General features: G+C 72.0%; 18 protein-coding genes. 11 read left to right on the forward strand and 7 right to left on the reverse strand.

Annotation, left to right across the window (positions count from 1 at the left end; all coding sequences use genetic code 11):
* Positions 1–180 precede the first annotated feature (180 nt).
* Positions 181–1485: an alpha/beta fold hydrolase gene (locus tag ACH47X_RS22155; RefSeq protein WP_397407015.1), complete on the reverse strand. Its 1305-nt coding sequence runs from the start codon at positions 1483–1485 to the stop codon at positions 181–183.
* Between the two features lie 92 nt (positions 1486–1577).
* Here ACH47X_RS22155 and ACH47X_RS22160 point away from each other — a divergent pair, with 92 nt between their 5' ends.
* Both ACH47X_RS22160 and ACH47X_RS22165 read left to right on the forward strand, forming a co-directional pair.
* Positions 1578–2285, forward strand: coding sequence for a YqeB family protein (locus ACH47X_RS22160; protein ID WP_397407017.1), 708 nt, complete (start codon positions 1578–1580; stop codon positions 2283–2285).
* Positions 2269–2862, forward strand: a complete 594-nt coding sequence (locus ACH47X_RS22165) for a TetR/AcrR family transcriptional regulator (RefSeq protein WP_397407019.1) — start codon at positions 2269–2271, stop codon at positions 2860–2862. The genes ACH47X_RS22160 and ACH47X_RS22165 overlap by 17 nt, the downstream gene beginning before the upstream one ends.
* Positions 2863–2938: 76 nt before the next feature.
* On the opposite strand, the gene glpK is transcribed toward ACH47X_RS22165, so the two are convergent.
* The 3 genes from glpK to ACH47X_RS22180 all read right to left on the reverse strand — a co-directional run bounded on the left by glpK (position 2939) and on the right by ACH47X_RS22180 (position 7081).
* Positions 2939–4453: a glycerol kinase GlpK gene (glpK, locus tag ACH47X_RS22170; protein WP_397407021.1), complete on the reverse strand. Its 1515-nt coding sequence runs from the start codon at positions 4451–4453 to the stop codon at positions 2939–2941.
* Between the two features lie 47 nt (positions 4454–4500).
* Complete coding sequence (locus ACH47X_RS22175; RefSeq protein WP_397407023.1) at positions 4501–5229, reverse strand: MIP/aquaporin family protein; 729 nt, start codon at positions 5227–5229, stop codon at positions 4501–4503.
* Between the two features lie 106 nt (positions 5230–5335).
* Positions 5336–7081 (reverse strand): glycerol-3-phosphate dehydrogenase/oxidase, encoded by a 1746-nt coding sequence (locus tag ACH47X_RS22180; protein WP_397407025.1) that lies wholly within the window; start codon positions 7079–7081, stop codon positions 5336–5338.
* 205 nt (positions 7082–7286) lie between these two features.
* Here ACH47X_RS22180 and ACH47X_RS22185 point away from each other — a divergent pair, with 205 nt between their 5' ends.
* The gene (locus tag ACH47X_RS22185; protein WP_397407027.1) at positions 7287–7817 is read left to right on the forward strand and encodes an amino-acid N-acetyltransferase; all 531 of its coding nucleotides are present in this window, start codon (positions 7287–7289) and stop codon (positions 7815–7817) included.
* Positions 7818–7843: 26 nt separating this feature from the next.
* On the opposite strand, the gene ACH47X_RS22190 is transcribed toward ACH47X_RS22185, so the two are convergent.
* Entirely contained in the window at positions 7844–8740 is an 897-nt protein-coding gene (locus tag ACH47X_RS22190) for an A/G-specific adenine glycosylase (RefSeq protein ID WP_397407029.1), read from the reverse strand.
* 181 nt (positions 8741–8921) lie between these two features.
* On the opposite strand from ACH47X_RS22190, the gene ACH47X_RS22195 reads away from it, so the two are divergent.
* Entirely contained in the window at positions 8922–9821 is a 900-nt protein-coding gene (locus ACH47X_RS22195; RefSeq protein ID WP_397407031.1) for a hypothetical protein, read from the forward strand.
* Between the two features lie 78 nt (positions 9822–9899).
* Here ACH47X_RS22195 and disA read toward each other — a convergent pair whose 3' ends face one another.
* Entirely contained in the window at positions 9900–10982 is a 1083-nt protein-coding gene (gene disA, locus ACH47X_RS22200; protein WP_020015970.1) for a DNA integrity scanning diadenylate cyclase DisA, read from the reverse strand.
* A 53-nt stretch (positions 10983–11035) separates the two neighbouring features.
* Positions 11036–12469, reverse strand: coding sequence for a DNA repair protein RadA (gene radA, locus ACH47X_RS22205; RefSeq protein ID WP_397407033.1), 1434 nt, complete (start codon positions 12467–12469; stop codon positions 11036–11038).
* Between the two features lie 102 nt (positions 12470–12571).
* Between radA and ACH47X_RS22210 the strand changes: the two genes are divergently transcribed.
* From ACH47X_RS22210 to ACH47X_RS22240, 7 genes are all read left to right on the forward strand, one after another.
* The gene (locus tag ACH47X_RS22210; RefSeq protein WP_397407035.1) at positions 12572–13543 is read left to right on the forward strand and encodes a phosphatase PAP2 family protein; all 972 of its coding nucleotides are present in this window, start codon (positions 12572–12574) and stop codon (positions 13541–13543) included.
* Positions 13544–13659: 116 nt separating this feature from the next.
* Positions 13660–14313 (forward strand): hypothetical protein, encoded by a 654-nt coding sequence (locus ACH47X_RS22215; RefSeq protein WP_397407037.1) that lies wholly within the window; start codon positions 13660–13662, stop codon positions 14311–14313.
* Positions 14314–14368: 55 nt separating this feature from the next.
* A complete protein-coding gene (gene proC, locus ACH47X_RS22220) occupies positions 14369–15154 on the forward strand; it encodes a pyrroline-5-carboxylate reductase (protein ID WP_397407192.1) in 786 nt (261 codons plus the stop codon).
* A 46-nt stretch (positions 15155–15200) separates the two neighbouring features.
* Positions 15201–16202: a LacI family DNA-binding transcriptional regulator gene (locus ACH47X_RS22225; protein WP_397407194.1), complete on the forward strand. Its 1002-nt coding sequence runs from the start codon at positions 15201–15203 to the stop codon at positions 16200–16202.
* Positions 16203–16447: 245 nt separating this feature from the next.
* Positions 16448–17341 (forward strand): carbohydrate ABC transporter permease, encoded by an 894-nt coding sequence (locus ACH47X_RS22230; RefSeq protein ID WP_084800465.1) that lies wholly within the window; start codon positions 16448–16450, stop codon positions 17339–17341.
* A complete protein-coding gene (locus tag ACH47X_RS22235; RefSeq protein ID WP_142032568.1) occupies positions 17341–18204 on the forward strand; it encodes a carbohydrate ABC transporter permease in 864 nt (287 codons plus the stop codon). Before ACH47X_RS22230 ends, ACH47X_RS22235 begins: the two co-directional genes overlap by 1 nt.
* A gap of 62 nt (positions 18205–18266) precedes the next feature.
* On the forward strand, positions 18267–19616 hold the full coding sequence (locus ACH47X_RS22240) for an ABC transporter substrate-binding protein (protein WP_397407040.1): 1350 nt from the start codon (positions 18267–18269) through the stop codon (positions 19614–19616).
* The last annotated feature ends 210 nt before the right edge of the window (positions 19617–19826 follow it).

The raw sequence follows: 19826 nt of genomic DNA on the forward strand, positions 1-19826 counted from the left end.
GGCTGGCTGCACTACTACAACCACCACCGAGCCCACACAGCGATCGGCAACCAACCACCCATCACCCGACTGAACAACCTCCCTGAACATCACACCTAGGTTTCTTCGCTTTGCGGAACCGCAAAGCGAAGAAACCTAGGCCTCAAAGGGGAGTGGTGGCACCTCGATTCCGAGCAGCGGCTACCTCGACGACGGCAGCGGGCCGCCTCGGGCGTCCAGGCGGTCCAGCAGCTTCGGCAGGACGTCGCCGAGCCGTAGCCCGTCGTGCTCGAACTCGTTGGTGACCCACGGCTCGACGTTGCCCACGTGCGCCGCGGTCTCCAGCGACAGCGACGCGTCGACGAACATGTCGTCGAAGTACACCGCGGCCTCGACCGGGATCTCGTTGTCCGCGAGCCGGTGCAGGTCGTACAGGTCGCCCCAGTCCTGCCGCTGGGCGAGGGCATCGGCCGCGGCCGCGAACGGCCGCAGGGCGCTGATCTCGGCGAACATCCAGGGGTAGATCATCTCGCCGGTCAGCAGCAGCGGCCGGGCGTCCTCGCCGAACGCGGGGTCGGCGTCGCGCACGGACTGGGCCGCCCACGCGGTGGGGCCGGTGTGGGACTGGGCGTAGATCGACTCGTGGAGCAGCGCGTACAGCGGGTTGGTCGCGAACGAGGTCTCGGCCGCGACCGTCGCACGGAACGTGTCGCTGAGCGGGCCGCCGTGCGGGGAGTCGAACGCCTCGTCGACGATCCAGTGCACGCGTTCGAAGCCGGGCTGCATGCCGAAGTCCATGCCGAGGGTCTGGAAGCGCCGCGTCGTCAGGACGTCGCCGCCGGGCTCCGTCACCTCGCCGGTCGAGAGGCGGTCGGCGATACGGCCCAGGGCCTTGGTGACGTGCGGGTAGCGCGCGCGGAACCGCTCGTTCTTGGCGACCACGCGCGGCTGGGTGCGCTCGTAGACCTCTCGGGCCGACGCCGTCAGCCCCGGCAGACCGCCGGTCACGAGGCTCGCGTTCAGGCCCTCGGGGGCGAACGACAGGTACGTCATGGTGATGAAGCCGCCGTACGACTGGCCCAGCGAGGTCCAGCGCCGGCCGTCGAACAGCGTCTTCCGGACGTGCTCGGCGTCGCGCACGATGTTGTCGGCGCGGAAGTGCGCGAGGTACTCCGCCTGCTCCTCGGGCGTGCCGATCGAGGTCAGGGACTCCGCCCGGACGGCGGTGGACCGCCCGGTCCCGCGCTGGTCCAGCAGCACCACGCGGAACCGCTTCAGGGCTGCGCCGACCCAGCCGTCGGGACCGGTGGGCCGGGGGCCCTTGCCACCGGGGCCGCCCTGGAGGAACACAAGGAGCGGCAGGTCGTCGGTGCGGCGGGTCGGGTCCACGAGCTCGCGCGCGAACACCGAGATCGTGGGGGAGCCGTCGGGCTGGGACCAGTCGAGCGGGACGTCGACGGAGTGGTCGGTGACATGGACACCGGGGAGCGTGTAGCTGATGGGCACGCGCCGAGCCTACGGCCGCACGACGGGCCACCGCAGCGCCGTGTTCGCGATATTGATTGCATTAGTGGAGTGACCGCTCTAATAATTGAGTCATGACGACCACCGAGGTACGCCAGCCGCCCGCACTCCCCGTCGTGCTCGGCCTGGGCGTGCTCGCGCTCGGCCTCGTGCTCGGCTGGTTCGCCGCGCCGCTGGCCGGCGGGCTGGCCGGCCTGATCGACGCCACACCGCTGCCCGTGCCGCGGCTGGTCACGCTGATCCAGTCGCTGACCCTGCCCTGGACGCTCGGCATCCTGGGCGGGCTCGGCCTGCTCGGCGGCGGCTTCATCGCCTTCGTCACGGTGGGGGAGGCGCCGGTGCTCACCGTCGCCGACGACCACCTCGAGCACAGGCAGGAGGAGCGCGAGGTCTGGATCGAACGGACCGACGTCGGCGCCGCGTTCCCCGACCGGACGGACCTGGTGCTCCTGCGGCCCGACGGCGCCCTGCGCGCGCGCCTCGACACCGACACCCTGTCGGCGGCACGGGTCCGCGACGCGCTGAACGGGCACGGCTGGCCCTGGCACGACGCCGACCCGCACGAGGAGGGCTACGAGCGCTGGGTGGACGGCCGCCCGGGGTTCACGACCGCCGAGCACGAGGCGCTCCGCCGCCGGCTGGAGAAGCGCAAGGACGCCGACGCCCGGCGCCAGGCGGACGAGGACCTGGCTGCGCTCGGCCTGGTGGCCCGCGTCCGGGACGACCGGATCCAGGTGCGCCGCACGGCGACGACCGAGGGCGCACGTGGCGCGGACCGTTGACCCCGAGCGGCACGAGGCGCGCAGGCTGGTGATCATCGACGCCGCGCTCACGGTCTTCGCGCAGCGCGGCTACGACGGCGCCACCACCGCGGCGATCTGCAAGCAGGCACGCATCGGGTCGGGCACGTTCTTCCACTACTTCCCGACCAAGCTCGACGTGCTGCTCGCGATCCTGGCGCTCGGCATCCAGGAGGTCGGCGAGGCCGGTGCACGGTACGCGGGCCGGCCGGACGCCCTCGGCGTCGTCCTCGACATCGTGCGGCAGGGCGCCGACGACGCCGCGGACCCCCGGATGCCCGGGTTCGTGCGCGCGGTGGGGGGCGTCATGCACCTGCCGGAGGTCGCGGCCAAGCTGGACGAGGACGCGAGCGTCCAGCAGGACCTGATCCGGCCCTGGGTCGAGCGGGCACAGCGGGCCGGTGAGATCCGGACCGACCTGACGCCCGGCCGCATCACCTCGTGGCTGTACCTGCTGACCGATGGCTTCCTCGGGCGCGTGGCGGTCGACGAGGAGTTCACGGTGGAGGGCGAGACGGAGACGCTCGTGGAGACGGCGCGCCGCTTCCTGGCGCCCTGACGACGTTGTCCCAAGACGTGTCGGACCCCCAGGTCACGATGGTGACCTGGGGGTCCGACACGTGCGGTGGCGCAGGTCAGCCGATGTCGGCGTCGACCCAGTCGAAGGTCTTGGTCACCGCCTTCTTCCAGCTCCGGTACAGGCGGTCCCTCTCCTTCTCGTCCATGTCGGGCGACCAGCGCCGGTCCTCGGCCCAGTTGGCGGTGACGTCGGACTCGCCCTTCCAGAACCCGACGGCGATCCCCGCCGCGTAGGCCGCGCCGAGCGCGGTGGTCTCCGCGACGACCGGCCGGACCACGTCGACGCCGAGCTGGTCGGCCTGGAACTGCATGAGCAGCTCGTTGGCGACCATGCCGCCGTCGACCTTGAGCTCCGTGAGGTCCACGCCGGAGTCCGCCTTCATGGCGTCCATGACCTCGCGGGTCTGGTACGCCGTGGCCTCCAGCGCGGCCCGCGCGATGTGGTTCCGGTTGACGTACCGGGTCAGACCCACGAGCGCACCGCGCGCGTCGGGCCGCCAGTACGGTGCGAACAGGCCGGAGAACGCCGGCACGAAGTACGCGCCGCCGTTGTCGTCGACCTTGCGGGCGAACCACTCGACGTCCTGCGCGTCGGCGAACAGGCCCAGGTTGTCGCGGAGCCACTGCACCAGCGAGCCCGTGACGGCGATCGAGCCCTCCAGCGCGTACACGGCGGCGGCGTCACCGATCTTGTAGCAGACCGTGGTGAGCAGGCCGTTCTCGGAGGGCACCTTCTCCGTGCCCGTGTTGAGCAGCATGAAGTTGCCGGTGCCGTAGGTGTTCTTGGCGGTACCGACGTCGAAGCACGCCTGGCCGAACGTCGCCGCCTGCTGGTCGCCGAGGATGCCCGCGATGGGCACGCCGGGAACCATGCCACGGGGCCGCCCCGTGCCGTACACCTCCGAGGAGGAGCGGATCTCGGGGAGCATCGACAGCGGGATGCCCATGTCCGACGCGATGTCCTCGCGCCAGGACAGGGTGTCGAGGTCCATGAGCATGGTGCGGGACGCGTTGGTGACGTCGGTGACGTGCACGCCGCCGTCGACCCCGCCGGTCATGTTCCACAGGACCCACGCGTCCGTGTTGCCGAACAGCAGGTCGCCGCGGTCCGCGGCCTCCCGTGCCCCCTCGACGTTGTCGAGGATCCACTTCACCTTGGGGCCGGAGAAGTAGGTGGCCAGCGGCAGGCCGACGATCGCCTTGTACTTGTCCGCGCCCTCCGACCCGGCGAGCTCGTCGACGATCGCCTGGGTGCGCGTGTCCTGCCAGACGATCGCGTTGTAGACCGGTTTGCCGGTGGTCTTGTCCCAGACCACCGTGGTCTCGCGCTGGTTGGTGATGCCCACCGCGGCGAGGTCGGTGTGGTTGATGTTCGCCTTGGTGAGCGCCAGGCCCACGACCTGGCGGGTGTTGTCCCAGATCTGGTCCGGCTTGTGCTCCACCCAGCCGGCCTTCGGGAAGATCTGGTCGTGCTCGATCTGGCCGGTGGACACGATGGTCCCGCCGTGGTTGAACACGATCGCCCGGGTGCTCGTGGTGCCCTGGTCGATCGCGAGTACGTAGTCAGCCATCGGAATTGACTCCCTTGTCTGTGTCGAGGTCTGCCTGGGGGTTCGGCTCAGAGGGCCGCGATGAGCAGGCCGCCGAGCGCACCGCCGGCCAGGGGGCCGAGCACCGGGACCCACGAGTACGCCCAGTCGCTCCCGCCCTTGCCCGGGATGGGCAGCACGAAGTGGGCGATGCGCGGCCCGAAGTCACGGGCCGGGTTGATGGCGTACCCGGTCGGCCCACCGAGGCTGGCGCCGATGCCGAGCACGAGGAGCGCCGCGGCCAGCGGGCCCATGTCTCCCGGCCAGTTCGCGAAGGACAGGATGACGAAGACCAGCATGAACGTGCCGATGAGCTCGGTGATGAAGTTCCACGCGTACGAGCGGATTGCCGGGCCCGTCGAGAAGACGCCCAGCTTCACCGCCGGGTCGGCGTCCTGGTCGAAGTGCTGCTTGTAGGCCAGGTACGCGAGGACCGCGCCGACGAAGGCGCCGGCGAGCTGCGCCACCCAGTAGATGAGCATGTTGGGGAAGCTGGCGGCGACACCCGGAGCGAACTCCTCGGCACCGCTGGAGAGGATGCCGAGCGTCACGGCCGGGTTGATGTGCGCGCCGGACTTCAGGGACACGAACACACCGGCGAAGACCGCCAGGCCCCACCCGAAGTTGATCATCAGCCAGCCGCCGTTGAAGCCCTTGTTCTTCGGGAGGATGGCGTTCGCCACGACACCGGCACCGCCGAGGAGCAGGATCATCGTGCCGAGGAACTCCGGCACCATGATGTCCGTGAATGCGTTCATCGCTGACTCGCTTTCTGCCGACCGCTCTGTCGGCGTACGGAGGTAATCCCGGCGGTCCCTCGCGGCGACCCGTCGGCTTGTGAGTAGGTGTGGTCCTTCGCTTTCCTTAGCTTCGGAGCGGCTGCATGGCCGCTACGTCGGGGGTGGTCAGGCGCGTACGCTCGGCGCCCTCGTCGTCAGGCTCCTGCGCGGCCTGACGTTCCGCGTCGATCCGCGCCTGCCAGGCGTGGATCTCGCGCTCGGCGTCCGCCGCGTCCCAGCCGAGCAGCGGGCCGACGACGGCGGCTATCTCCTCGGCGGCCGCGGTGCCGCTGTCCGGCACCTCGTAGACCAGCCGCGTGCGGTGCCCGAGCACGTCCTCCAGGTGGAGGGCCCCCTCGTGGCTCACCGCGTAGTGCACCTCGGCGCGCAGGTACGCGGAGGCGTGCTCGAGCGGCTTGGCGAGCGACGGGTCGGCGTCGCACAGCTCCACGATCTCGGCGACGTTGGCACCGTAGCGGTGCAGCAGGTGGTCCAGCATCGGGGGCGACCAGCCGAACCGCTTGCCCCACGTGCGCGCCTGGCGCTGCACGGCACGCAGCCCGACGGCGCCCGTGAGCGGGATCTGGTGCGTGATCGAGGGGAGTGCGGCGGCGCGCTGCCCGATTGCGAAGTCGACGGAGTCCTTGGCCATGATCCGGTACGTCGTGAGCTTGCCGCCGGCGACGACGGTCAGGCCCGGCGTCGGCGAGGCCACGGTGTGCTCGCGGCTGACCTTCGCACTGCTGGTGCCGGCCTTGGTGCCCGGCTGCAGCAGCGGGCGCAACCCGGCGTAGGTGCCGATGACGTCCTCGCGGGTCAGGGGGTGCGCCAGCACCGCGTTGGCATGGTCGAGCACGTAGTCGATGTCGGTGCTCGTGGCCACGGGATGCGTGGGGTCGAGGCTCCAGGGCGTGTCCGTGGTGCCGATGATCCAGTACCGGCTCCACGGGATGACGAACAGCACGGACTTCTCCGTCTGCAGGATCAGCCCGGCATGCCCGCGGATCCGCTCCCGCGGCACGATCAGGTGCACGCCCTTGCTGGCGAGCACGCGCAGCCCGCCCTCGGAGCCGGCCAGGGCCTCGGTGTCCTCCGTCCAGACGCCGGTCGCGTTGATGACCGCGCGCGCCCGGACGGTGATCTCCTTGCCCGTCTCCAGGTCCACGACCACGGCACCGTTCACCGCGCCCGTCGCGCCCTGGGTCAGGCTGACCACCTGGGTGCGGCTCGCGGCGTGCGCGCCGTAGCTCGCGGCGGTCCGGATCAGGGTGGCCACGAGGCGGGCGTCGTCGACGGAGGCGTCCCAGTACTGGACGGCGCCGACGGCGGCGTCGTGCGCCAGGTCCGGGAACTTGGCCTCCATCTGGTTGCGGCTCAGGTGCCGGTGGAACGGCATGGGCCGCCGGCCCGGGGTGAGCGTCGCGAGGACGTCGTACATCGCGATGCCGGCGCCGACGTAGGCGCGCTCCCACACGCGGTGCTCCAGCGGATACAGGAACGGGACCGGTCGCACCAGGTGCGGTGCGAGGTCCCGGAGCAGGAGGTCGCGCTCGGTGAGCGCCTCGTGGACCAGCTCGAAGTCGAGCATCTGCAGGTAACGCAAGCCGCCGTGGACGAGCTTGCTGCTGCGGCTGGAGGTGCCCTGCGCCCAGTCCTGTGCCTCGACGACGGCGGTCGACAGGCCACGGGTGACCGCGTCGAGGGCGATGCCGGCACCGGTGACCCCGCCGCCGATCACCAGCACATCGAGCTCGGCCGAGGGGCTGACACTGGCCTCGAGCGCAGCCAGAGCCTGGGTCCTTGCTTCTGCGGTCAGGCGAGTTGATGCCATGCGCCAAACTCACCACGCATTCCGCGACTTGGCAAGACCTTTGCCCTCGCCGCGCGGGTGTGTTGGGATGTTCTCTCGCTCACTTTCCGATTTGCCATTCGTTTCCCCTGGTGAAGGCCGACGTGCGCCCGTGGGTGATTGTTGGTGGCGACCGCCTGTCGTACGCGGCGGGCGCCGCATCGGCGGGCCGCCGTAGTGTGTCGCCGTGACGACACCCGAGGCGCCGGCCGCGCCCGTGATCCGCCCCGCCCTGCCCGCCGACGTGCGCACCATCCGCGACCTCGTCGAGCCGCTCAGCCAGGAGCGCATCCTGCGCCCGTACGAGATGGTCGGGTACTACGAGGCGGTCCAGGAGTTCCTCGTGGCGACCGACCCGGCCGCCGAGCGGGGGGACGCCGTCGGCTGCGGGGCGCTGCACGTGATGTGGGACGACCTGGCCGAGGTGCGGACCCTGGCGGTGCACCGCGACTGGCGCGGCCGCCGCGTGGGGCACGCGCTGCTCGAGGCGCTGGTCGAGCGTGCCCGCGCCCTGGGCCTGCGCCGGGTGTTCTGCCTGACGTTCGAGGTGAGCTTCTTCGCTGCGCACGGGTTCCGGGAGATCGACGGCACACCCGTGACGCCCGAGGTGTACACCGAACTGCTGCGCTCCTACGACGAGGGCGTGGCCGAGTTCCTGGACCTGGCGCGCGTGAAGCCCAACACGCTGGGCAACTCGCGGATGCTGCTCGAGCTCTGACCCGGCCCGCCTCGGGCCTGCCGGCGCTATCCCGGCAGGTGGAGGCGGCCCGCGTCGTCCTGCTCCGCCAGGCCGTCCTCGACCAGGCCGGCGATCGCGCGGTCGAGCTGGGCCGGGTCGTGCCAGAGGCTCGCGAGCAGGGCCCGGTGCACGGGCTCGTCCGCCTGCCGGAGCTCCGCCATCACGCGGCCGCGCGCCTGCCGGTCGGTGCCCGCCCAGGCCTGGGTGCGGCGCCTGTCGGCGTGGGCGTCCGGGGGTGAACCGGCCCGGCGCCACGCGCACAGCCCGGCGACCGGGCAGACGCCGCACTTCGGCGCCTTCGCCGTGCAGACCAGAGCGCCGAGCTCCATCGAGGCGGCCGCCCAGCGCGCGGCGTCGGCGTCGTCCTCCGGGGCCAGCGCGGTCGCCAGGGCGCGCTCGGCGGCCGTGTACGACGGCGCGGGCAGCGCCGACCCGCCGACGGCGCGGGCCAGCACCCGGCGCACGTTCGTGTCGACCACCACGGACCGCTTCCCGTACGCGAACGCCAGCACCGCCGCGGCCGTGTACTCGCCGACGCCGGGCAGCGCGAGCAGCTCGGCCTCGGTGCGGGGGACCACGCCGTCGTGCCGCTCGACGATGGTGCGGGCGCACTCCTGCAGCCGGAGCGCGCGGCGCGGGTAGCCCAGCCGGCCCCAGGCGCGCAGCACGTCGGCCGTCGGGGCGTCGGCGAGGTCGGCGGGCGTTGGCCACTGCTCCAGCCAGGCGTGCCAGGCCGGCTCCACCCGGACCACGGGGGTCTGCTGGAGCATGACCTCGCTGACCAGCACGCCCCACGCCGTACGGTCCGGGGCGCGCCAGGGCAGGTCACGCGCGGCGCCGTCGAACCACTGCACGACGCCGGAGCGCACCTCGGTACGTCGCGTCGCCTCCGGTGTCTTCACGGGGACTCATCCTGCCGCACCGCGGGTGTCCGGGCCGACCACGCCCCGGGTGCCGGACACCGGGCGAGACGCCGCGCGGGTGCCGAGTGGGACATGTGACCGACTCGACGGCGCGGCTGCGGCCCGGTCCGGGCGCGGCGTCGTACTTTGGTGCCGCACGGCCGTCATCGCACGTCAGGCCGTGGCATCCAGCAGCTTTCAGGGGGTCGAGCAGGTGGTCAGTGCGCCGGAGCGGACCGGGCGGTCCGCTCGTCGGGCCGCGGCGGAGCGGAGCGCGACCGGTCCCCGGCCGCGCCGGCGAGGGCGTCTGATCGCGGTCCTCGTGGTGCTGGCGCTGGGCGGTATCGGGGTCGCCGCGACATGGCCCAGGGCGGACCCGCCGATCGCCGCCGCGAAGGTGCAGCCGCCCGAGCCCGTGGACCCGAACGCCGCGGCCGCACCCTGCGCGCCCGAGGACCTCGACGTCGGCCTCGCGGCCGACCGCACGGCGGTCACGCCCGGCGTGCCGGTCCGGTTCACGGTGTCGGTGCGCAACACCGGCCAGGTGCAGTGCCTGGTCGACGCGCCCCGGCGCAGCCTCGCCGTGACGGTCTACGAGGGCGAGGTGGGCGAGCAGACGGCGGAGCGGGCCTGGTCGTCCGCGGACTGCGCCGACCAGGACGAGGAGCGGCTGCTGCTCCTCGGTCCCGGCGACGTCGACACCACCAGCGTGAGCTGGTCCGACTCCCGCTCGGCGCCCGACTGCCCGGGCGGCCAGCCCAAGCTGACGGCCGGCCAGTACACGGCCCAGGTGACGCTGGCCGACGTCGAGGGTGCGAGCAGCGACGTGGTGCGGCTGACGTACACGGTGCCGCAGCCGTCGCCGTCGTCCTCCGGCGAGTCGTCCGGAGACCCGTCCGGCGAGCCGTCGGGCGACCCCTCGGGGAAGGCGTCGGACGAGCCGGACGCGGACCCGAGCGGGTCGGGGCAGGCCGGGGGGAGGTCGGGGGCCGACGAGAAGCCGGACGACGGCGGGGACGCGAAGGGCGGGGACGCGACGGACGGTCAGGACGCCGGGGACGGCTCGGGCAAGGAGTCCTGAGGCGTCACCGGCGGGGCGCTCTCCTCAGGCGTACCGCTCTTCCCAGGCGACCTGCTCCTCGCGGACGTACCCCTCGGATCAGACGTACCGCTCGAGGATGCTGGACTCGGCGAGCCGGGACAGGCCCTCGCGGATGGTCCGGGCGCGCTGCTCGCCCACGCCGTCGACCGACATGAGGTCGTCCACGCTCGCGGCGAGGAGCTTCTGCAGGCTGCTGAAGTGTCCGACGAGCTGCTCGATCGTCGCGTTCGGCAGGCGCGGCACCTTGGACAGGAGCCGGTAGCCGTGCGGCGCGACGGCGGCGTCGAGCGCGTCCCCGCCGCCCGGCAGGTCCAGGATCCTGCCGATCTGGCTCATGTCGAGCAGCTCCTGGGAGGTGAGCGCCGACAGCTCGGCCTGCACGTCGGTCAGCGCGCGGTCCTTGCGGCTCAGCACGTAGTCGCGGATCACGAACTCGCGGTCCGAGCCGACGTCGCCGATCAGCTCGTCGAGCTGCAGCGCCAGCAGCCGGCCGTCCACACCGAGCTCGATCACGTAGCCCGCGATCTCGTCCGAGATGCGCCCCACCATCTCGAGTCGCTGCACCACGGAGCAGACGTCGCGCACCGTGACCAGGTCCTCGATCTCGAGGGCCGACAGGGTGCCGGACACCTCGTCGAGGCGGGCGCGGTACCGCTCGAGCGTGGCGAGCGCCTGGTTGGCGCGGCCGAGGATCGTGTCCGAGTCCTCCAGCACGTGCCGCTGACCGCCCACGTAGAGAGCGACGATGCGCATGGACTGGCTGACCGAGATGACGGGGAAGCCGGTCTGCTTGGCGACGCGCTCGGCCGTACGGTGGCGCGTGCCGGACTCGGTGGTCTCTATCGTCGGGTCGGGCAGCAGCTGCACGGCGGCCTTGCGGATGCGGGTGGCATGCCGGTCGAGCACCACGGCGCCGTCCATCTTCGACAGCTCGCGCAGGCGGGTGGCCGAGAAGTCGACGTCGAGCGAGAAACCGCCGGAGCAGATCTGCTCGACGACCGGGTCGAGGCCGAGCACGATGAGCGCGCCGGTGCGGCCGCGCAGGATGCGTTCGAGCCCGTCGCGGAGTTCGGTCCCGGGCGCGACGGCGGCCAGGGTCTCACGGAGCAGCTCGTCAGTGTGCGAGGAGGTCGTGGCCACGAAGAAATCCTACGCTGTGCCCCGGGTCACAAGTAGTTCGTTTCATGAAGCGGTCATCTCCCGGACGCCTCGCCGTCGCCCCCGCGGCCTATGGCCTGTGCCCACTCGACCGCGTCGCGGATGTGCACCGCCTCGACGAGCTGGAGACCCTCGGGCGCCTTGACCCCGGTCCCGTGCGGCACGACGGCGTTCGCGAAGCCCAGGCGGGCCGCCTCGCCCAGGCGCCGGTCCAGCCCGGCGACCGGGCGCAGGTCGCCGGCCAGGCCCACCTCGCCGAGCGCGACGGTGGCCCCCGGCAGCGGCTTGCCCGTCCGCGCGGACACCAGAGCCAGCGCGGCGGCGAGGTCCGACGCCGGCTCGGTGATCCGCACGCCGCCGACGGTCGAGGCGTAGACGTCCTGGTCGGCGAGTCGCAGGCCGCCGTGCCGCTGGAGCACGGCGAGGATCATCGCCAGCCGGCTGGAGTCCACGCCGCTGGTGGCACGGCGCGGGTTGTTCAGCGGGCTCGGCGCCACCAGGCCCTGCACCTCGACGGCGAGCGGGCGCCGCCCCTCCAGCGTCACCGTGATGCACGAGCCGGCGACCCCCGAGCCCGCGTGGGACAGGAACAGCCCGGACGGGTCGGCCAGCCCGACGATCCCGTCCTCCGACAGGTCGAAGCAGCCCACCTCGTCCGTGGGGCCGTACCGGTTCTTCACCGCACGGATCATGCGCAGGCGGGAGTGCCGGTCGCCCTCGAACTGGCAGACCACGTCCACCAGGTGCTCGAGCGTGCGAGGGCCGGCCACGGAGCCGTCCTTGGTCACGTGCCCCACGAGGATCGTGGGGATCTGCCGCTCCTTGGCCACGGCGATCAGCGCTGCCGCGACCTCCCGGACCTGCGAGACGCCGCCCGGGGCCCCGTCCACCTGCGCGGACGCGATGGTCTGCACCGAGTCGACGATGAGCATGTCCGGCTGGTTCGCCTCCAGGTGGCCGAGCACCGTACCCAGGTCGGTCTCGGACGCGAGCAGCAGCGTGGGCGACAGCGCGCCGATCCGCTCGGCCCGCAGCCGCACCTGGCCTGCCGACTCCTCGCCCGTCACGTACAGCACGGTGCGGGGCGACTCGAACCCGTCGGGGCCCAGTGCGCCGTCGGCCACGTTGCTCGCGACCGAGAGCAGCAGCGTCGACTTGCCCACTCCCGGCTCGCCGGCGAGCAGGATCACCGCGCCGGGCACCAGGCCGCCGCCGAGGACGCGGTCGAACTCGCCCACGCCCGTCGGGTTGGCGCGCGCGGACTCCACGTCGATCTCGGCGATGGGGCGCGCCGGCGCCCGTGCCGGGGACACGGCGGCCGTGCGGGGGCCGGTCGTCGCCGCTCCGTCCTCGACCACCGTGCCCCACTCCTGGCACTCCCCGCAGCGGCCGACCCACTTGACGGTGGTCCAGCCGCACTCGGAGCACCGGTACGCGGGCCGGGCCTTCTTGGAGGTCGATGAGGTCACGAGGGAACCGTACGTGGCACCACTGACACGGGCCCGAAGATCACCCCCCGCGAGCCCTCCGACCACGCCGCGCGGACCGCCTCCGGCAGGTAGTTTGCGACCATGCCGGCCACCGACGGGCGCAGGGTGCGCCAGGACGGATCGCGCACCGGCCCAGCACACCCGACCGTCCCTCTGCCCACCGTCCCCGCCCGCCCCGCCGGCCGTGCCGGCCGCGGGCGGGCCCGGCTCGCCGGTGCCGTCGTCGCCCTCGCCGCGGCGCTGGGCATCTGGCTGGTCTGGTGGGTGATGGTCACCACCTGGCCCGGGCAGCGTGTCGAGGAGCTCGTGTTCGTCACCGCCGACCTCTTCCAGGACGTCGTCAACCGGCCCGTGGAGCCCGTGCTGCTGCTCGGCTCGCCGCCGTGGCTCGTGACCGGCCTCCTCGCGGTGTGCGGTGTCGGGCTGGCGCGCCGGCGGTGGGGTGCCACCGCCCTGGCCGCCACCGTCGTCGTCGGCTCGAACCTGACCACGCAGGTGGTCAAGGACGGCGTGCTCCACCGCACCGGGCTCGTCGGGGACTGGAACCGCGACGTCAACACACTGCCCAGCGGCCACGTCACCGTGGTCGCGGCCGCCTGGGCGGCGCTCCTGCTCGTCGTGCCTCGCCGCTGGCGCCCCGCGACGGCGCTCGCGGGCTGCGCCGCGACCTGCGCGATGGGCCTCGCGACGATCGCGGACCGCTGGCACCGCCCGTCCGACGTCGTCGCGGCCGTGCTCGTCGTGGTGCTGTGGGTGGGGCTGGTGAGCGCCGTCGCTCCGGCCGGGTGGGCGGACCGGCCGCACGACGACCCGCTCGCGCGCGCCGACGTGCCGACACGGCTGGTCACCGTCGCGCTCGGTGTGGTGGCGGTCCCGGCTGCCGGGCTGTCGGCCCTGGCCGCCGCGGCCACCGAGGGGCACCTGTGGGCCGTGCTGCCCTGGGACGCCGGGCTCACGGTCTACGCGGGCGGCCTCCTCGCCGCGGTCGCGATCGCGACCGCGGCCTTCGCGGTGCTGCTCCCGCTGAGCCAGGCGGCGGCGCGCCCCCGGTAGCAGGCCCCTCACCCGGCCCTCCGGGCGTGCCTCCCTGCCGATGTCAGTGGCGCGACATAAGGTCTCAGCTGAGCCATCGTGACGTATCCGGTGGACCGAGCACGGGGGAGCCAGACATGACCGACCAGCGCGTGAACTCGCCGCGCACCGGCGCGACAGCATCGGTGACCGCGAAGAAGGCATCGCCCGCCGTGTACCGGCGTCGTCGGTTCGTCGCGTTCGTGGGCGTGCTCGTCGTGGTGCTCGCGCTGGTGCTGCTGATGGGCTTCGCCTGGCCCGGTTTCTGGCGTGCCGAGGCGACACCGGAGCCCGTGCCGACCGTGACCGTCACGGCGCCGGTGCCGACCCCCACCGTCAAGGCGATGGACCGCAGCGGTGAGGAGACCGCCTTCCAGAAGGCCCTCCCGTCGGCGGTGCTGCAGCTCGCGCTCGGCTCGCTCGACGAGGCCAAGGAGCCCAAGGGCGAGGGTGCGCTGGAGGCCTGGAACGCCGAGTACTCCGACGGCGACGCGATCGAGGTCGCGGTCGTCGCCGGGCAGTGGTCCTCGGCCGACGAGGCGGCCACCGCCGCCACGGCCTGGACCTCGTCCGCGGGCGAGGCGGAGCGGACCGGCGACGTCAAGGTCGGCAAGAAGGTCGTGGGGCAGTACGCGTTCGTCCCGGTCGAGGGCGGCAAGACCGTCGTCGTGTGGCAGAACGGGACGGTCGTGCTGCAGGCGACCGGTCCGACGGACCGCATGGAGGACTTCTACACGGCGTTCCCGCTGTGATGGCGAGCGCTCCGGCGCGCCGGGGGACAATGGTGCGGTGAACCAGCGACTTGCAGTGCTCGGGGCCGGGAACATGGGCGAGGCGGTGCTCGCGGGTGCGCTCTCGGCGGGCTGGGCCGCGTCCGACGTGGTGGCGACCGTGCGTACCGAGGCCAAGGCCCAGCACCTCCGCGAGACCTACCAGGTGGCCACGACCAGCGACAACGTGGCGGCGGTCCGCGGCGCCGGCATCGTGCTCGTGGGCGTGAAGCCCAAGGACGTGGGCGCGCTGCTCGACGAGATCGCGCCAGCGATCGACGCGGACGCCGTGGTCGTCACCGTCGCGGCCGGCCACCCGACCGCCTTCTACGAGCGTCGGCTGCCCGCCGGCGTCGCGGTGGTCCGCACCGTGCCCAACACGCCCGCCGCCATCGGCGCGGGCATCACGGCGATCGCGCCGGGCGCGGCCGCCACCGAGACGCACCTCGAGGCGGTCGAGCACCTGCTCGCGGGCACGGGCGCGGTGGTCCGCGCCGCGGAGAAGGACCTGGACGCCGTCTCGGCGATCTCCGGGTCCGGCCCCGCGTACGTCTTCTACGTGGCCGACGCGCTCGCCGAGGCAGGGGTCCTGCTCGGCCTGACCCGCGACGTCGCGCGGAGGCTCGCGACCCAGACCCTGCTCGGCGCCTCCCGGCTCATGGACGAGTCGGGGGAGCACCCGGTCGTGCTCCGCGAGAAGGTCACCTCACCCGGCGGCACCACGGCCGCCGCTCTGCGGGCCCTGGACGAGGGCGGCGTGCGCGCCTCGTTCCTGAGCGCCGCTGCCGCCGCGCGTGACCGCGCGCAACAGCTGGGTGGATGATCCTCCCGTGACCATCTCTCGACCCGCGACGACGCGGCCGCCGGCCATGGCCGACGTCGCCGCGCTCGCCGGCGTGTCCCACCAGACCGTCTCGCGCGTGCTGAACGGCCACCGCAGCGTGCGGCCGGCCACCCGGGAGCGGGTGCTGGAGGCCATCGCGGAGCTCGGCTACCGCCGCAACAGCGCGGCGCGAGCCCTGGTCACGGCCCGCTCGGCCACGGTGGGCGTGGTGACCACCGGGTCCCCGCTGTTCGGCCCGTCCAGCACGCTGATCGCCGTCGAGGAGGCCGCGCGGGAGCAGGGCTGGTACGTCAGCGTCGCGACGCTGCGGCAGTACGACACCGCCACCATGCACGACGCCCTCGAGCACTTCATGGACCAGGCGGTCGAGGGCATCGTGGTGATCGCGCCGCACAGCGACGTGGCCGACGCCGTGGAGTCCTTCCAGGCACCCGTCCCCGTGGTCCTCATCGCGGCTCGCGAGCTCCAGCCGGACGTGCCGACCATCCCGCTCTCCGTCGACCAGCGGGCGGGGGCGCGGCTCGCCGTCGAGCACCTGATCGAGCTGGGGCACCGGCGGATCCTGCACGTCGCCGGACCGCAGGACTGGCTGGACGCCGTCCAGCGCGAGGAGTCCTGGCGCGCGGTGCTCACCGAGCACCGCATCCCCGTGCCCGAGCCCGTGATCGCCGGCTGGACCGCCGACCGCGGCTACATGGTGGGCCTCGACCTGGCCCAGCGGGTCAGGTCCGGCGACGGGCCGACGGCGGTCTTCGCCGCCAACGACCAGCTCGCGCTCGGTCTGCTGCGCGCGTTCTGGGAGTGCGGCGTCTCCGTGCCCGACGACGTCTCGGTGGTCGGGTTCGACGACGTCGACGGCTCGGGGCACTTCATCCCGCCGCTCACGACCGTGCGCCAGCCTTTCGTTGACCTCGGCCGGCGCAGCGTGGCGCTGCTGCTCGCGGCCGTCGACGGTGGCAGGCCCGCCGCCGAGCTGATCGCGCCTGAGCTGGTGGTGCGCAGGAGCGCGGCGGCTCCGCGCGCCTGACTGCTGCGGTCGCGCAGTGCGCCTGACCGCCGTCGCACAGCTCGCCTGACCCCTCGCGGGGACCCCGTATACCTTTATGAGAACGTTGCCGGAGGGGGCGTTGACACGTCCGCGAGGCAGTGGCAGAGTCACCGCGCACAAGGATGTTTACGTTCACATTCTTGGTGTCGGGCAGTGTCGTCCGGCGTGATCCGAGGACATTGCCGTCCAGGAGAGTCCGGACGACGTCGTCCGGGGAAAGGGGTGTGACCGTGCCCGGTCGCCGCCCGCCGAGTCGCCGCGTATCCGCGGCCGGCTGGAGTTTCGTGACGCCCTTCCTGGTGGCGTTCGCCCTGATGATCGTCACCCCGCTGGTCTACTCGATGTACCTGAGCCTGTTCCGCAACCAGCTCATGGGCGGGACCACCTTCGCTGGGTTCGCGAACTACGTGACCGCCTTCACCGACCCCAAGCTGTGGGACGGCGTGGGCCGCGTAGGCCTGTTCCTGGTGGTGCAGGTGCCGATCATGCTGGGGATCGCCCTGATCGCGGCGCTCGCGATCGACAGCGGCCGCCTGCACGGCAAGAGCTTCTTCCGCGTGGCGCTGTTCCTGCCGTACGCGGTGCCGGGCGTGGTGGCGGTGCTGATGTGGGGCTTCATGTACGACGACCGGCTGGGCCTCACCGGCAGCGTGAACGACCTGGTGGGCTTCCCGCTCATCGACCCGTACACCAAGCAGTGGATCCTCACCGCGATCGGCAACATCGTGACCTGGGAGTTCGTCGGCTACAACATGCTGATCCTGTACGCGGCGCTCAAGACGGTGCCGCTCGAGATCTACGAGGCGGCGGCCATCGACGGCGCCAACCAGTTCCGCATCGTCCGGTCGATCAAGATCCCCGCCGTCCGCGGGGCGCTGGTGATCGCGACGATCTTCTCGATCCTGGGCAGCTTCCAGCTCTTCAACGAGCCGACGATCCTGAAACAGATCGAGCCGGCCCTGATCTCGACCTACTACACACCGAACATCTATGCCTACAACCTGAGCTTCGTCGGCAACCAGGTGAGCTACGCCGCCACCGTCGCGATCGTGATGGGCCTGGTCACCGCGGTCGTCGCGTACGTGGTGCAGCTCCGCGGGACCCGGAGGGAGATCTGATGGCCGGCTACTCGTACCACCGACCGCGCAAGTCGATCACCCTGACGGTCCTGCTGGGCGCGCTGCTGATCTACTCGATCCTGCCGCTGACCTGGATGCTGTTCAGCGTCACCAAGACCCAGCCCGAGCTGCTCAGCTCGTTCGGCCTGTGGTTCTCGGGCGACTTCGCGTTCTTCGACAACGTGCGGGACGTGCTGACGCACGACGACGGCGTCTTCCTCAAGTGGTTCGCCAACACGCTGGTCTACGTCGTGGTGGGCGCCGGTGGCGCCACGGTCCTCGCGACCGCCGCCGGGTACGGCCTGGCCAAGTACCGGTTCCGCGGCCGCAACGCGGTGTTCGCCGTCATCCTCGGGGCGATCGCCGTGCCCGGCACCGCCCTCGCGGTGCCCACGTTCCTGCTGTTCAGCCAGTGGGGGCTGACCAACACCATGTGGGCGGTCATCCTGCCGTCGCTCGTCTCGCCCTTCGGGCTCTACCTCATGTGGGTGTTCTCGGCGGAGGCCGTGCCCACCGAGATCCTGGAGGCGGCCCGGGTCGACGGCTCGGGGGAGTGGCGCACCTTCTTCACGATCTCGCTGCGTCTGCTGGCGCCGGGCATCGTGACGGTGGCGCTGTTCGCGATCGTGGCCACGTGGAACAACTACTTCCTGCCGCTGATCATGCTCAACGACCCGGACCTGTATCCCCTGGTGCTGGGCCTGTACCAGTGGCTGGCGGACGCCTCGGGCATCGGCGCCCAGCCGGTGTTCAACCTCGTGATCACCGGGTCGTTCCTGACGATCGTGCCGATCGTGGTGGTGTTCCTGGTGCTCCAGCGGTACTGGCAGTCCGGCCTGAACGCGGGCAGCGTCAAGGCTTAGGTGAGGTCGGCCCCGCCGACGTCGAGAGACCTGAACTACAACGATGTGGAAGAAGGAAGACCATGACCATCACCCGTAACCGCCGGGTCGCGCTCGGCGCCCTGGCCGCACTGATGGCAGCCTCGCTCACCGCCTGTTCGGGCGGCGGGGGCGACGACGGCGGCGGTGGCGCCACGGAGGGTGCCAGCGCCGACGAGATCGAGGCCGCGCTCCAGGAGGGCGGCAGCATGACGTACTGGACCTGGACGCCGCAGGCGGAGACGCAGGTCGCGGCATTCGAGAAGGCATACCCGAACGTCGACGTCACGCTCGTGGACACCGTCGGTGCCGGCGACGCCAACACCAAGCTGCAGAACGCCATCGCGGCGGGCGACGGCGTGCCCGACGTGGTGCAGATCGAGTACCAGTCCATTCCCCAGTTCCAGCTGCCCGGCCAGCTCGTGGACCTCACCGCGTTCGGGTTCGCCGACCTGGAGGACCTGTACACGCCGTCCACGTGGGGTGCGGTCTCGCAGCAGGGCATCTGGGGCCTGCCCCAGGACTCCGGTCCCATGGCGTTCTTCTACAACAAGGACGTGTTCGACGCCGCGGGAGTCGAGGTGCCGACCACCTGGGACGAGTACAAGGAGGCGGCGGCCAAGATCAAGCAGCACGACCCCGAGACCTGCATCGGCAACGACACCGGTGACGCCGGCTTCACCACCAGCATGATCTGGCAGGCGGGCGGCACGCCGTTCCACACCGAGAACGGCGAGGTCACCATCGACCTGGCCGACGAGGGCACCACCAAGTGGGCCGAGATGTACCAGCCACTCATCGACGACGAGCTGCTCTGCCAGCTCCCGGGCTGGAGCGACGAGTGGTACCAGGCCTTGAACGACGGCACCATCGGCTCGGTGGCGCTGGGTGCGTGGATGCCCGGAATCCTCGAGGACGGTGTGCCGGACGGCAAGGGCAAGTGGCGCGTGGCCCCGATGCCGACCTACGACGGCACCCCGACCAACGCCGAGAACGGCGGCAGCGCGGAGTCGATCCCGGGTGCGGCGGAGAACAAGCTGCTCGCGGCCGGGTTCCTGAAGTGGCTCAACTCGAGCGACGAGTCGATCGACGCGTTCATGGAGACGGGCGGCTTCCCCGCCACGGTCAAGCAGCTGGAGTCCCCTGAGTTCCTGGGCTACGAGTCCGAGTACTTCGGCGGGCAGAAGATCAACGAGGTGCTCGCCGCGGGCGCGTCCGACGTCAACGAGGGCTGGCAGTACCTGCCCTGGCAGTCGTACGCGAACAGCATCTTCGCCGACACCGTGGGTCAGTCCTACCTCGACAAGACGTCGCTGATGGACGGCCTCGCCGCCTGGCAGGAGGAGAACGTGTCGTACGGCACGGAGCAGGGCTTCACGGTCAACGGCGGCTGACGGACCGCCGCCCCGCACGTGCCGGACCCCCAGGTCACCCCGGTGACCTGGGGGTCCGGCGCGTTCCGGGGTGCGTGGTGGGTGCGTGCCCGGGGTCGGCTTGGGTACAGCGTTGTAGACCGGTATCGTGTGAGCGCTAACATCGCCGTGGCGGCGAGCGGGTCGCTCATCACCACGGCCGAACCACGGATGAACGAGCTACGCCTCGCG

This window comes from Promicromonospora kroppenstedtii (genome assembly GCF_044389675.1).
Taxonomy (GTDB): Bacteria; Actinomycetota; Actinomycetes; order Actinomycetales; family Cellulomonadaceae; genus Promicromonospora; species Promicromonospora kroppenstedtii.